Annotated in this window: 17 protein-coding genes; 1 reads left to right on the plus strand and 16 read right to left on the minus strand. The window is 41.5% G+C overall.

What is annotated here, in order from left to right; translation table 11 throughout:
- Nucleotides 1–5: 5 nt before the first annotated feature.
- From U0035_RS10685 to U0035_RS10745, 13 genes are all read right to left on the minus strand, one after another.
- Nucleotides 6–395 carry a DUF1398 domain-containing protein gene (locus tag U0035_RS10685; protein ID WP_114789787.1) on the minus strand — a complete coding sequence of 130 codons (390 nt, stop codon included), beginning with the start codon at nt 393–395 and terminating at the stop codon, nt 6–8.
- Between the two features lie 79 nt (nt 396–474).
- A complete protein-coding gene (locus tag U0035_RS10690) occupies nt 475–1,689 on the minus strand; it encodes a GAF domain-containing sensor histidine kinase (RefSeq protein WP_114789788.1) in 1,215 nt (404 codons plus the stop codon).
- 123 nt (nt 1,690–1,812) lie between these two features.
- Nucleotides 1,813–2,469 carry a class I SAM-dependent methyltransferase gene (locus tag U0035_RS10695; RefSeq protein WP_114789789.1) on the minus strand — a complete coding sequence of 219 codons (657 nt, stop codon included), beginning with the start codon at nt 2,467–2,469 and terminating at the stop codon, nt 1,813–1,815.
- 126 nt (nt 2,470–2,595) lie between these two features.
- On the minus strand, nt 2,596–3,246 hold the full coding sequence (locus U0035_RS10700) for an alpha/beta hydrolase (RefSeq protein ID WP_114789790.1): 651 nt from the start codon (nt 3,244–3,246) through the stop codon (nt 2,596–2,598).
- A gap of 17 nt (nt 3,247–3,263) precedes the next feature.
- The gene (locus U0035_RS10705) at nt 3,264–3,686 is read right to left on the minus strand and encodes an SRPBCC family protein (protein WP_114789791.1); all 423 of its coding nucleotides are present in this window, start codon (nt 3,684–3,686) and stop codon (nt 3,264–3,266) included.
- A 105-nt stretch (nt 3,687–3,791) separates the two neighbouring features.
- Nucleotides 3,792–4,718: a helix-turn-helix domain-containing protein gene (locus U0035_RS10710; protein WP_114789792.1), complete on the minus strand. Its 927-nt coding sequence runs from the start codon at nt 4,716–4,718 to the stop codon at nt 3,792–3,794.
- A 58-nt stretch (nt 4,719–4,776) separates the two neighbouring features.
- Nucleotides 4,777–5,613 carry an SDR family NAD(P)-dependent oxidoreductase gene (locus tag U0035_RS10715; RefSeq protein WP_114789793.1) on the minus strand — a complete coding sequence of 279 codons (837 nt, stop codon included), beginning with the start codon at nt 5,611–5,613 and terminating at the stop codon, nt 4,777–4,779.
- A 166-nt stretch (nt 5,614–5,779) separates the two neighbouring features.
- Nucleotides 5,780–6,592 (minus strand): CFI-box-CTERM domain-containing protein, encoded by an 813-nt coding sequence (locus U0035_RS10720; protein ID WP_114789794.1) that lies wholly within the window; start codon nt 6,590–6,592, stop codon nt 5,780–5,782.
- Nucleotides 6,593–6,629: 37 nt separating this feature from the next.
- Nucleotides 6,630–7,892 (minus strand): Na+/H+ antiporter, encoded by a 1,263-nt coding sequence (locus U0035_RS10725; protein ID WP_245957641.1) that lies wholly within the window; start codon nt 7,890–7,892, stop codon nt 6,630–6,632.
- 123 nt (nt 7,893–8,015) lie between these two features.
- Complete coding sequence (locus U0035_RS10730; protein ID WP_114789796.1) at nt 8,016–8,597, minus strand: NAD(P)H-dependent oxidoreductase; 582 nt, start codon at nt 8,595–8,597, stop codon at nt 8,016–8,018.
- Between the two features lie 82 nt (nt 8,598–8,679).
- Entirely contained in the window at nt 8,680–9,069 is a 390-nt protein-coding gene (locus U0035_RS10735; protein ID WP_114789797.1) for a VOC family protein, read from the minus strand.
- Nucleotides 9,070–9,475: 406 nt separating this feature from the next.
- Nucleotides 9,476–10,525 carry a hypothetical protein gene (locus tag U0035_RS10740; protein WP_114789798.1) on the minus strand — a complete coding sequence of 350 codons (1,050 nt, stop codon included), beginning with the start codon at nt 10,523–10,525 and terminating at the stop codon, nt 9,476–9,478.
- 86 nt (nt 10,526–10,611) lie between these two features.
- Complete coding sequence (locus U0035_RS10745; protein WP_114789799.1) at nt 10,612–11,037, minus strand: GDYXXLXY domain-containing protein; 426 nt, start codon at nt 11,035–11,037, stop codon at nt 10,612–10,614.
- Here U0035_RS10745 and U0035_RS10750 point away from each other — a divergent pair.
- A complete protein-coding gene (locus tag U0035_RS10750) occupies nt 11,032–11,199 on the plus strand; it encodes a hypothetical protein (RefSeq protein ID WP_162817776.1) in 168 nt (55 codons plus the stop codon). The genes U0035_RS10745 and U0035_RS10750 overlap by 6 nt on opposite strands.
- Nucleotides 11,200–11,343: 144 nt before the next feature.
- Here the strand turns inward: U0035_RS10750 and U0035_RS10755 are convergent, their stop codons facing one another.
- From U0035_RS10755 to U0035_RS10765, 3 genes are all read right to left on the minus strand, one after another.
- A complete protein-coding gene (locus U0035_RS10755; protein ID WP_162817777.1) occupies nt 11,344–11,748 on the minus strand; it encodes a hypothetical protein in 405 nt (134 codons plus the stop codon).
- 45 nt (nt 11,749–11,793) lie between these two features.
- On the minus strand, nt 11,794–12,489 hold the full coding sequence (locus U0035_RS10760) for a DUF3800 domain-containing protein (RefSeq protein ID WP_114789801.1): 696 nt from the start codon (nt 12,487–12,489) through the stop codon (nt 11,794–11,796).
- A gap of 112 nt (nt 12,490–12,601) precedes the next feature.
- On the minus strand, nt 12,602–14,287 hold the full coding sequence (locus U0035_RS10765) for a ribonucleoside-diphosphate reductase subunit alpha (RefSeq protein WP_114789802.1): 1,686 nt from the start codon (nt 14,285–14,287) through the stop codon (nt 12,602–12,604).
- Nucleotides 14,288–14,337 lie beyond the last annotated feature (50 nt).

Consider the following 14,337-nt stretch of genomic DNA (forward strand, 5'->3'; position numbering starts at 1 on the left):
ACACTCTAATGCGGGATTACTTCTACTAATATTTTATTACCCGACTTATCATAATAAGTGCAGGTCATTGCCCCCATCTCAACCATCCATTTTTCAATGCCAGACCTGGCGCAGTCGCTGCAGAATGTAGGATAATCTGTGTTGCCCTGTTGATGAGCTTTCAGGTCTGCCTGAAACTGGTCCTTATCAGACAACTCAGCAATAACCAGTTCGGGATACTTAGGTCCTGCCGAAGTTTGAAAACCATTAGCACCAAAGTAAGTGATGTGCCCGTCAGAAACAAAAGCCTCGTAGCCGGTTACTCCCAGTGCTTTTATCTCCTGAATATAGGCAGGAAAATCTGCGCCAGATTGTACTTTGATATGTGCTTGCTTAACTTGTGCTACTGTAAACATCGTTTCGGTTTTAATTACTGTTTCAGAAAATGAACAGATAGGTTCAGATTACAAATATAATACAGTGGTTTTAAAGAGATCAGCTCCTTGGTTGCGCATGCTTTTTAGTGGTAAACATAAACTTTGTACCAACGCCAACGGTCGAATCAAGACTAATGGTACCACCCATTTTGTTGATCAGCTCCTTTACAATGGCTAATCCCATTCCATAACCTTTATCCCCATAGTTATCTTTAGTTTCCTGGGCCTCGAAAAGGTTGAAAACTCTATCCATCAACTCGTTGGCAATGCCCTTACTGTTGTCTTTTACATAAAATGCATACTCCTGCTTACTATCGGCTATACCAATTTCGATCGCCGCAACTTCTTTATCATTGTATTTGATAGCATTGGAAATTAGATTAATTAGTATTTGCTCGAGCGCTATTTTATTGATATGGATGAAATCGAGCGAGGTATTAAAATTAATAATCCGCTTATCGTTACATGCAAACAGATCTTTTATTGCTGTTCGCAACTCCTCCAATGAAACATTAGAAGCGCTTTCGTGTAACAATTTATTAGAGCGGCTTTGTTCCAGTAAATCACTGATCAGGTTTTTAAGTTTCAGTGATGAGGCTTTGACAATCTGGAGTAATTCTTCCACATCCGGCTCTATCGTGTAAGCCGTAGTTAATAAATCTGTTACTCCAATTATATTATTAAGCGGCGATCTTAAATCATGAGCTACGGTCCCAACAAATTTTTCAAGAGCTTTATTTTTTTCGTTCAGACTATTGGTAACATTTTCTAATTGCGCTTTTTTCATGCGTAGCTCAATCAGACGCATAGCCTGCCTGGACAATGCTTTTAATGACTTCAACTGACTATCAGAAAGTTGCGTAGGCTGGTCATTTACCACGCATAAGCTGCCTAAAGCAAACCCGTTTTCAGTTGTTAAAGGCACGCCTGCATAAAAAACCACATGCGGCTCACCAGTAACAAAAGGATTATCGGCAAATCGCTCATCCTCCCGGGCATCCGGCACCATAAACAACTCACCCGGATTATTGATGGCATGTGTACAAAAGGAAAGATGGCGCGGCACTTCAGAGCCGGGTAAACCATGGCTGGACTTAAACCACAATCTGCCGCTATCAGCCAGCGTGATCTGCGAAATTTTAGTGTTGCATATCTGGGATGCTATTTCGGTTATATTATCAAAATCTTCCTCAGAAATAGTATCCAGTATATTGTAGGAATATAGCTCTTTTAATCTTTCCTGCTCATTGGCAGGCATAGGAGGAAATTGCATGTATCTGTATAGTTATGATGTATAACACAAAGATAGGAAGACCACACAGTTAGAGTACATTGTATATAAATGTTTTGCTACCTGTTTATTTTTTAACAACAATTGCTTATGCGTCTCAGAATGCTATTTAACAAGCGTTATAGTTGTGAACTCCCGCTCAACAAGGTCACCGGTTTTAGTTTTAACCGTTTCTGTTTCTGATACGGTGCCCGCTATTTTCCAGGCAGTTTTGGCAACCAGCTGCTCCGCTTTTTTTGTATCATACAGCTCAAAACCAAATTGTACAAAGGGCAATGTTTGCATAAATGCTTTTTGAGCAAATGTGATATTGAACCAGCCACCATCAACCGTAATCCTGTTTATTTCATTCAATAGCGCTACAGGATTTTTCCAGAAATAGATTGTATTCACCGTAAACACTTTATCAAAACTGTTATCATTAAAGGATGTTTTGTCTCCGTCATACAGGAAAAATGCAGCTTGTCTGTTTTCGACTAGTTGTTGATTGATCCTCCGGGCTTCTTTCATCATTAGCTCAGACATTTCGAGTCCCGTATATTGAAGCCGCTCCGCCTGGTTTAGCAAGTAACCAATATGTCCGCCATTGCCATGGCCCAATTCAAGTACCTTCTGATTCTCATGCAGCCCGAGCCTGTTAATAGAATGATAGGTCATGCCAATATTATTTTCATTCATCATATTCGCTACATCAATACCAGCAGCTCCATTAGGTTGCCTGAGCTGAGCTGCTAATTGTTCCAGTTCCTGTTGAGTTGCCATATTTAATATTTAGATGAACCGCCAATCATAGTTTACTACGACTATGATTGCAGTACTTGTGCAAGTAAGTTATTACACCTTTTACTGTCATACTTAAAACATCTACGAACTACTCGCTCAACACGATCAGGTACTTTTTTCTAATACCGACCTGATAATGTGACCTATTTTATCAGCCTTATTCACTGTCATAAAATGCCCGCCACCTTCTATTACATAATCAGCTTTAACGTTCTTTACAGGAATAATCCTGTCTTTATTGCCGTGAATATGGATACTGTTCACGGGTATCATTTCATTTTCCCAGTGGATGATTTCATTAATTGCCCATTTAAAAAAATCCGGATCGGTATCCTTTAAAATATAGCGAAGCAATCGTTTTTCTTCGACTGTCTTTGCACCAAAAAACCAATCAGCTATCGCATTGGGGCGTGTTAGTTTGCGCTCTGGAATAAACTTTCTCAGCCTTAGCAAACATTTCATCAAAAAACCGCGTGGCAACTCATTTTTTGTTTTTGCAGAAGCTATTAAGACGATCTTTTCAACGGGAATGAGTTTGGCTATTTCAACTGACAGCATACCGCCAAACGACAACCCAATTAAAGTGGAAGCCGGTGCAATCTTGTTTACTGCAATACGTCGGGCATAATGAACCAGGGGCTCATTGGGCTGTGGCTTTATCCATTCCACATGCGTAATATCGAGGTCACCAAAATCGATATTATTGAAAACGCGCCGGTCTACACCCAATCCGCTGAATACATAGATCTTGCTCAATGACTTCAGCTATTTAATTATTTTACAATCTTTTTCAACCCAGCTATCACCAAACCCCAGTTGTCTGCAGAGTGCTTAGCTTTTTCATCATCGTAATTAGTTTGGGTAATGGTCAATTCTGTGCCTTCGTCAACCAGCTTTACTGCATAGGTTACAAAAAGATAGTTTTCCGGAATATCCTCCTTGCCGCTCCAGCTGCTTAAATAGGTAAACGAAAGCTTTTCATTGGGTGTATACTCCTGTATGATGCCCTTATCAATATAGGTTTTACCCTCATACTCACCGGTCCAGGTAATAGCGCCGCCTGGCCGCCAGTCCCCCTGTTGATCCGAACCAAAAAAATATTGTTTCACCAGCTCCGGGTTCGTTAATGCTTCCCATACTTTTTCAACCGGTGCGTTTATGATGGTTTGATAAGTAGCTATATGGCCTGTTTGCATGTTGTATATTTTATTTTGATAAGAAGGCTGTTTAAACTACTAAGTTAAGACAAGCCATACAAACATCGCCCCTAACGACGCAGGTCGACCAGGTATTATCTTATTTTAATTAAAAGCCTGGCGAAACTCCAATGGGGAAAAATTGGTTTTGCTTTTAAATAATTTGCTGAACGACTGGGAATGCTCAAAGCCCAATTCGTAAGCTATTTCGCTCACCGATAAAGCAGTAGTTGATAATTTTTCCTTTGCTTTTTCGATTAACTTATTATGAATGTGCTGTTGCGTTGTTTGCCCCGTTAAGGATTTTAACAGGCTGCCCAGGTAATTGGGTGTCATATGAAGCTGCGCAGCTATTTGCTGGGCTGTAGGCAGTCCTTTATTGATCAGGTCATCATTGGCAAAACATGCGTCCAATGCCTGCTCCAGCCGCTCCAGCACCTGGTGCCCGCTCTTCTTCCGGGTGATGAATTGGCGCTGGTAGAAGCGCTCACAATAATTCAGCAACACTTCAATTTGAGCAATAATAATATTTTGGGTGAATTGATCAATACCCGATTGATATTCCTGTTCAATTCCTTTAAAAAGTCCCATTAATAATGCTTCCTCTTTTTCAGACAGAAACAAAGCCTCATTTACATCATATCCAAAGAAGTCGTAGTTATTTATAGTTTTGGCCAATGATGTGTTCCATAAAAAATCCGGGTGAAACGCCAGCAGGTAACCAGAAGGCTTTTTTACATCTTCAGCAGGTTGGTCAATATGCACACGAATCAATTGCTTAGGCGCTACAAAACAAACCAGTCCCTCATCAAAGTCATATTGTTTTTGACCGTACCTGAACTTGCCCTGTATATCCCGTTTCAGCCCGATAAAATAAAGGTCCTGTATCCAACCGATTTCCTCTTCATCTACCTGGTATTCTACCTGGCTATAGTCTACCAGGCTTACCAGCGGATGTTGTGGTTTAGGCAGTCCGCAAATGGTATGAAAGTCATTGATGGTGTCAATGGTATAAAGCTTACTATTTTTCATAATAATGATTTAAAGAGCGGCAGCGATTAAAATGCTGCCGCCAGTTTATCTGTATTCCTTAAAAGTCAGTAGACCGGCTGATACTTTCGTGCTGCGCTATTTCTTCACCTAATGTTTTCAGCGTTTTTCCTGCCAGATCAAATGCATCAGAACCTAACAGCAAATGTACAGGAGGATTTTCCATTTCCGATAATGCTATTAAGGCCACTGCCGCTTTATCAGGATCACCAGGCTGATTGCCATCAATCTCCTGTTCATGCGCAGCCTGTATTTTCCGGGCTACCGAATACGCTTCAATTTCGTTAGCAGGCGTATTCAAAGATCCGCCCGACAGGAAGTTGGTACGGAAGTAGCCAGGGTATACCACTGTAGCTTTTACACCAAACTCTTTCACTTCTGCCGCATAAGATTCTGTGAAGCCCACCATGGCAAACTTAGTAGCACAATACACACCCCAGCCCGGAAAATCACCTGTTAGTCCACCTATGGAGGCGATATTAATTACAATACCGCTTTGTTGTTTGCGCAAATAAGGAGTGGCTTTGCGTATAATATTCAATGCGCCAAAAACATTGGTATCAAAGTTAGCACGGGCTTCTTTATCGCCCAACTCTTCCAGGGTACCCAGCTGGCCGTAACCCGCATTATTTACTACCACATCAATGCTACCCCATCGCGCCACCGTTTGATCGATAGCATTGCCCACACTTTCTTCACTCAGCAAATCCACTTCCAAAGCCAACAAACCGGGGTGCTGACCTAATGCTTTCTCCAGGCCTTGCAAAGTGCGCGAGGTGGCTGCCACCTGGTAACCTTCGCTTAATAATTTTTTAACCAGGCTTAATCCTAATCCTTTAGAGGCGCCTGTAACCAACCATACTTTCTGTGTTTTCATTATTTAATTTTTAGTTTTAATAATTGACACAGCAAAGATGGCACGCGCACACAGCTATAATGTGCCGAAAACAACGGATGTTGTAGCCAAAACAACGATCTGTAAAAAATAAGGATATTCTTTCACTGCAATGGTTAGACTTTTAAAAAATATTTCCCAATAGTAACTAAATAAAATCGTCAGTGTTGTCTGACAATCTTTTTATTAATGGTTGCAAAACATGCTTCCGGATAATTTTTTTCAAAGGTGCTTTATCCTGAATAAAGTGTGCCAAGGCAGGAGACACATAATAATATACCTTAACCGCTAACCGGCCAGCTGTCCTTTGCTGCAGTACATTATCCCGGTAACGTCTTAATACTAATACTTCTTTGGCATCATAGTCCCCATAGCAGGCGGTAGCTATAAAACAACCTTCTGTTTTTTTATACACGTCTGGCGGTACTATTTTTTCTACATACTCTAATGATTCCTTTAGCCCCTTGCCGCTGCAGTCCTTATAGTATTTAACGGCATGCAACTTACCTTTGGTTCGGGCTATTTCAATAACCCGCTGAGCCAACGTTGCAGTACCTTTCGCGCCCGACAGGTTCAATGGTTCTTCAATAGACCATTCATTTCCTTGTCCCTTATCTACCAGCTGATCGACGTACTGTTTACATTTATCAAGGCTCCAACCCGTATTGTCCTTACAAAATTTTATTGCATTTAACTTCCCCGTTGCCTTTACTATTTCAACGATTTGCCTATTTAATGCACTCAAATCGAATGCCGGCTGCACCAGAGCGCTATCAGTTGCAGGATTCGCTGGTTTGAAAGGTTGCTCAACAATCTTTTGAGGTGTCGTGTCTGTATCAACCGCTTTAAACACATAACCACATGACAAACAAGTTAAGGTAAGCTTTCCGCCGCTTTTTTCTGTGGTGCTTAGCTGTTTAGATTGGCAGGAGGGACAACGGACATTTAAAAGGTGACTCATGCATCTAAGTTAATCAGTATAGGCAGCTTTGCCAAACTTAGTCCTGGCTACTTACTTTTTCAATATCGGGCAATGTATTGGCTACATCTTTCCCCTTACCAAACTTTTTTACCACCCAGGGCAGTGTCAGTCCCTGCCCCAACAAAGAAAACAGCACTACGGCTATGGAAAGGAATATGATTTCATTACGCAAAGGAAATGGATGATGATTATTGACACTCAACGGAAGACCTAAGGCTATAGCCAGCGAAACAATACCCCGCATACCTGCCCAGGTAATAATAAGACTGGTTTTGGAATCGAAGAGCGCCTCTTCGCTGATACGACGCTTGCCTTCAAATGCCTTTTGCAGGTTGAATTGCTGCATCAATACTCTTATCAAACGGATCAGAAAAGTAACCACCGTTATAATAGCTGCGTAGCCGATATAGGTCCATATCTGGTTCGTCTCCATTCGCTTTAATACTAAAGGGAACTGAAGTCCAATCAAAACAAATATCAACCCATTCAATAAAAATATATTAACATCCCAGAAATTGCGTGACTGCTGCTTGATGTGTTCGGGGAACCTGTTTTTGCTTAACCAGGACATATTAAGACCTAATACCACAACCGCTATTACGCCCGACACTTCAAAATGTTCAGCTATCAGATAGGTAACAAAGGGCATTAGCAGCATCAGGCTGATTACTACCATGGCGTTATCTCTAAAAAAGCGCAACACGAACCCTAATAGCTTCGCAATGATAATACCCACCAGCAAGCCGCCTCCCAAAACAATTAAAAAATCAAACAGGGCCTTCCACCACACAAAAGCCACGCCTGTAACTGCTGCCACGGCAAAACGATAAGCCACGAGGGCTGAAGCATCGTTCACCAGGCTCTCTCCTTCCAGTATGGTAACAGTTTTATGGGGCAAGCCCAGTCCCTTGGTAATACCGATTGCAGCAACTGCATCGGTGGCCGAAAGCGTAGCGCCTAACACAAAGGCTAAAGGCCAGCTCATGCCCGGAATTACATAGTGTGCCACTGTGGCGATGCCTGCGGTGGTAATAAAAACCAATCCTATAGACAGGGTGCTGATGGTATTAATATTGGTTTTAAAATCTTTGGCAGAAATATTAAAAGCAGCATCGTATAATAAAGGCGGCAGAAAGATCAGCATCACTATCTCCGGATCCAGTTCTATAGCTGGCATGCTGGGCGTAAAGCCCGCTATCATGCCCACCACAATCAACAATACCGGTACAGGCACTTTCAGCTTCTCCGCAAAAGCAGAAGCACCCAACATTAACGCCATAATGACCAGTATAATGGTATAATAATGCACTTTTATAAAGATACTGTTTGCAACGAATAAACAACCAACAGCTGTTTTACGCAGTTACAGGGTATAGAACCAGGATTTACCAAACCAGGCAAACTATTTTAAACGGATACCCATTTCCCTTATCACTCTCAACCATTGTGAACGCTTTTCTTCGGTAGCCGTTTTTACAATACCTATATAGCTTACCTTGACCGGGCTGATCCCGCAGAACTGCAATACTGATCGCCGCAATTGGTTCACACTGGGCCTGCCGAAAGCCAGTCGATAGTAAATACCAGGCTGATCCAAAGTGGTAATGATATGCGCTGTTTTTCCTTTAAGCAGTTTGTCCCACCATACCGACCCTTCGCGATACTTAAAGGCATAGCCGGGGAGAAAAACCCGATCAATAAAGCCTTTTGTTATCGCTGGCAACCCTCCCCACCAAACCGGGTGTATCCAAACCAGGTGATCTGCCCATTGAATGCTTTCCCAGGCTGCGGCCAGGTCGGGTTCCCAGTCAATTCTTTTACGATAACCATACTGCAAATTGGGATTAAATTGAAGATCAGCTATCACCAATTCACGCACCTCTGCATCCGTATGAAGAGCGCCCTCCTTATAGGCATTTGCCAGTGCAAAACATAAGGATTCTTTATTAGGATGACCATTAATGATCAGTATTTTCTTGGACATATTTCAGGCTTTTGAGGGAAGACGGATCAACCTTAAATTTATTTTAAGCCTTTTTAAATATGTCCGAAAAAAGAAAGGATCATCATTCTGTTATTTCTACCGGGTTACCTTCGGTATCCAGCACAACACTTTCATAGTATCCATCACCCGTAGTACGAGGCTCTCCCACAATAGTGAAGCCGTCTGCTCTTAATCTTTCAGTGAGCAGATCTACTTGCTCTTTAGAGCCCACCGAAATAGCCAGGTGCGTAATGCCGGTAACGAGCCCTCTCTGGCCAGTAGTGATGATAATATCGGGGCGATGCATTATTTCAATGCGTGTACCGCCATCTTTAAAAGAAAGAAAGTAAGAAGTGAAATTTTTTATAGGGTTATGATAACGATCGCTTGCTATCATATCAAAATAAGTACAATAGAAATCTCTTGTTTTTTCAAGATCTGCTACCCAAAAGGCAATGTGTTCAATTTTCATGGCTTAAAAATAGCCGGTTTGATTGATTCGCTTTTGTTAATACTGAAAACTCAAAATAAAAATGTACAGGATATTGACAGGGACTGATTTAATATGTCGCCGCTACGCGGCTTGATACATCTGGGCATGCTCGTTATTATTGATATGGCACCGCTACGCGGCGCATATAAAGGCCATATCCCGATAAATCCAGCTCGAAGAAAACGGCGTAAAGTTTACTGTATTCCTTCGCTGCATAATATATCGTCGCTACGCAGCTGAGTACATCTAGGGCACGACCATTATTATTGATATGGCGCCGCATATAAGTGCTACATCCCAATAACTTTGGTTGAAGAAATAGCTTGCAAAGCTTAATGTATTCTCCCCGCTATTTAATAGTAAACCCAACAGAAAACAACAGAAACTACTTCATCTTTTCCAGCCACTGGTTTAACTCCTCTTCGCTCAGCCACTTTTCAATATTGATAGACGCGGGTAATGTTGAAAAACTACGCTGCACATATAAGCCTCTTTGATAAGAGGGTTCTTTTAAAAGAATTACTCTACGACCTTCCAGCGGTTCAATATCTTCAGGACTACCTTCGCTCCATATCCAATGGTCACTATCACTCTCACCTTTTTCTTTATGCGCTGCTGAAAGTATCGGCCAGTTGCACATGTCCCATTTACCGGCGACTGATGCCTCTCCATCCTGCGGACCGGTTCCATTCACTACCGCCGTAAGTTCTGCATCGATCGTATCACCCAGTTCTGGTATGCCCATTAATAAAAGCTGTAATTGAAAATTATCGGCAATGCCACTAATGCTGCCTGTAAAAGCTTTTTGCTGAGCAAGCTCTACCACCAATACAGGCTCATTAAATAGCACGCTAAACAAAGTGCTTAGCCAGCTACAGGCGGTACTTACCTGGCTATAAGGTTTTACCCGATCGTGCAATAAAGATTTGCCCGTATTAAAAAGTTGCAAATCGCTACTGTAAGTTGATACCAGGCAGGGATATATTTTCTCCAACCAATCATCGGCTGCAATTTGTTCCGGATGTTCAACAACTACCTCCTCCCTTAGCTTATCCACTGCCTCATACGGATCTTCTTCTTCGTCATCCGTTGTTTCCATAACATTTACGGATGCCTTCAATAATGGTTCAGCAATATCCAGGTTTTTAATCGTTAACCGTTCCAGTTCACCGATAAAGTATTTTCCTCCATATCCCTTTTCCACCAGGTAGCCACAAAGCATGATGGCATTTATCGCATTTACTTCCTTTGCCGTTTCGAATACACCTGCTAAAGATTGCATAGCCGTAGCCACTTCTCGGGTTGTCGCCCCCGGAAGATTGTCCAAAAAGAGATTGATAGCCGCACTTACCTCTTTATCATTCGTTGAAACAGAAGTAAGCACCTCTGTTAATGATTGTGCAGCCTGGGGGAAAGTTTGCTTTTCAGATGTCATAAATTGCTCTGGATTATCTGATGAAATTAACAAGTATAATTGAAATGATCATATAAGCCGTAAGACTTTATTGTGAACTACATTTATTACTCAATTTTCCTTTTACCTTCATCATATAAACCCACCAATAAACTGTTACCGTTTTTATCAACCCGTAGTGCGCCATATTTTGCACCGTCATATTTTTCTGCCTGTCCTTCTTCAAATAAGAATGACTCTGCCCCTATATTTACATTCCAATTGTCAGGAGCTGTGTAGCCTATTAGTTGCTCGCCACTGTGTCCAGGTAGCGGGGCCTTTTGAAAACGCACCCGGCTGGCTACACCGTTCGATTCCAGCCGCACTACACAATACCCCCGTTTAGAGATTGTATCGGTATCGAGCTCTGCTGAAATTGCGTATCGTAAAGACATATAGTCTCCCTGCATTAAAGAGCGGGGGGCAACGGGCGCCAAAGGCAATAACACCAGTTGTCCGTCTTTCAATAGTTCCTCTTGGATTAGGCAATGCAAGCTAGCGTTTTATTGTATTGGAAGCAGTTGTTATATGACTGCACACATGGGGCACTATCGAATAGTTCTGTAGTGGAGGAAGTGGATGCGGGGGAGGTGCTGGGCTTGGGTAATGAGTTGAAGCGGTTAGTTGGGGCGTTGAATGTGTTAGAAAACTTTTAAAAATTTGATTATCAATACATTAAAAAGGTGGCATTATTAGAATTATGGTACTTCGAAAAAAGGTCGTACTTTTACACTGTTCTTTACCCTTGGTCTGGAATCTACAAAGGTTTTAAACGTTGAACCCGTCAATCAACGTTTTTTCTATTTTCCAAAATATTTTTCGCTTTTTTCAAAATCAGGCGCATTCATTATATTTTCGATGTCTTCTTTTACATAGGCTGTTACAAATCTAGCCTTGAGTAAGCCTATAAATCTTATAATTACGACGTAGTTTCCTTTTACAATTGCGACTCTTCTGTCTTCGAAATACTCCTTCCTTCCGTTATCCCAACCTTTTTTAAAAATAGCGTCGGGATCTTGTAAAGTATCTTTAATCCAAAGCATTTTTTCGAGTCGATTAAGAGAAAGAACCGACTTATCCTTTTCTTGTCTATTAACACTCTCAAAAAAACAATGATCGAACATATCATCGTAAAACTGAACACGAACGCCATCAAAAGTAAATATCTTCTGACTACAATATTCTTGTTGCCACAATATTCTCATTTCTGCTTCAGATAGCTGGTACGACTTTATTTTTTTATAAGCCATCTACCACCCTCCCTGCAAGTTTATTTTGAATACATTAAACTTCTCTTGCCACTTAGGAGTTGGTTGGATTTCGTTTCTCAGATAGACTTGCTCCACATGAGCAATTAATCCTTGTTTTGCTTCACTTTTTAGTTCATTATTAAATTTGGAAACTACCAAGCCTGTCAGCAAATCAGCTAATTGAATGCCTAGAGATTGCTCAGAAGGCAACCCCTGCACACTAATTACATCTGATGTTAGATTTGATTTATCCAATACCCTATGCAGTTCGTTTAATCTCCCTTTATTTCTATTTTCTTTGAGATCCGTAAAAATGGTATAGGTATTAAAATCAAAAATCCAATGTTTGATTAATTGATAATAAAATTTATAAAAACTCAATTCTGCATCGTCATTATGAAAGCGAATATTATCAACTTTATTAGCTTCAATTAATATAACCCTAAATCTTATATACTCCGCATTAAAAAAAAAGTCTATTATATCTTTATACATTTCAAAAAATGCTGGGGACACTTTTTTCCATTTCCATTCGCCATGAACTGAATATTTCTCTTTTATCTTTTTTAACGCGTCTTTAAAATCTGACCGACACTCCGACGGTAACCATATGCCTCCAATACCTACATATAAATGAGCATTCTTCTGCGTGAGTGCCTCCAACCCGCTTTCATCACAATAAACTTCAAAATTCATATATCGCAATTTTCATGAAGTAAATAAATCGTGACGTTTAAACGTAGTCACAAAACATTACAAAAAACCCGAACCACTTTACAATGATCCGGGCTTAATCTTATTTAATTCTTTACGCTTCGCAGCTCACACAGGTAACCAAACTTGTTACCAGCTCTTTACTCACGCTCTGGCTGCGCTGGTAGTACAGGGTTTTTACACCCAGCTGCCATGCTTCAATCATCAGCTTATTTACATCTTTCACCGGCAGGTTGCTCGGTATGTTCAGGTTCAGGCTCTGTGCCTGGTCTACATACTGCTGGCGAATAGCCGCTTGCTGAATAATTTCCAGCTGGCTTATTTCTTTAAAGGTTTTAAATACCGATTTTTCTTCGGGCGTTAAACCTTCTACCTGCTGCACGCTACCATGGTTCAACATGATATTACGCCAGGTATCTTCGTTATCCAGGCCTTTATATTCCAGTAATTGTTTCAGGTATTTGTTCTGGCGCATAAAGTTACCTTTTGCCAAACCTGCTTTATAATAATTGCTGCTAAATGGCTCAATACCCGGAGAGGTTTGTCCTAATATAGCCGAAGAAGAAGTAGTAGGCGCAATAGCCATCGTAGTAGTATTGCGGCGACCATAACCCTTTAATACTTCCGGCTCACCATAGATCCTTGCCAGGTCCATAGTAGCTTTATCAGCCTTCTCTTTAATATCCGCAAATATTTTAGAGGTAAGCTGTTTCGCTCTCAAACCTTCAAACGGAATCATATTGCGCTGCAGGTAAGAGTGCCAGCCCAATACGCCCAGGCCTAATGCACGGTGACGCTTAGCAAATTTATTGGCGCTTGCCAGGTAATGGTTGCCTTCTGTTTTGTTGATGAACTCCTGCAATACTGCATCCAGGAAGAAGATCGCCAAACGCACGGCATCCGTATCTTTCCACTCATCATACAGCTCCAGGTTCATAGAGCTCAGGCAGCAAATGAACGACTCATCGTTAGTTGATGGCAACATGATCTCTGAGCAAAGATTGCTGGCATTGATCATGTAGTTCAAGTCTTTATATACCTGTGGCTTGTTACGATTTACGTTATCGGTAAAGAAGATATAAGGAAGACCTTTCTGCTGGCGGCTTTCCAAAAGTTTCGCCCAGATCTCACGTTTTTCTTTATCTCCTTCGATCATATCCTGCATCCAGTAATCGGGTACGCATACACCGGTAAACAGGTTTTGTATAGGGTGGCCAATGCTTTTAATTTGTAAGAACTCGCTGATATCCGGATGGTCAATATCCAGGTAAGCCGCAAAAGCCCCGCGACGCACACCACCTTGTGAAATAGTATCCATTGCCGTATCAAACAAACGCATAAAGCTTACCGCACCACTACTTTTACCGTTATCGGTAACCGAGCTGCCACGGCCGCGCAGGTCGCCAAAATAAGCTGATGTACCACCGCCTATTTTTGTTTGCATGATCACTTCGCCCAGCTTATGGGTAATGCCCTCAATATGATCGGGTACATGTACGTTAAAACATGAAATAGGTAAACCTCTTTCGGTACCCATATTGGCCCAGATAGGCGAGCTCAGGCTCATCCAGCCACGCTCTACCATTTCCATAAACGCCTCTTTCAATTCCGGCTTATACAGGCGTTGTGCTGCTGCTCCACACACACGCTCAATAGCGCCTTCTACGGTTTCACCCTTTAACAGGTAACCGCGATTGAGTATTTGCTCACTTTCTTCGTTTCTCCACCACATTTTCTCTGTGATGGGCGTTTTTTGTATCATTGGGTCCATTACTTCCATTTTGCTATAGGTTTTAACAGGTTTTAGTATTTATTGTTTAGGGGGCGTGT

This window comes from Niabella yanshanensis, assembly GCF_034424215.1.
GTDB lineage: Bacteria > Bacteroidota > Bacteroidia > Chitinophagales > Chitinophagaceae > Niabella > Niabella yanshanensis.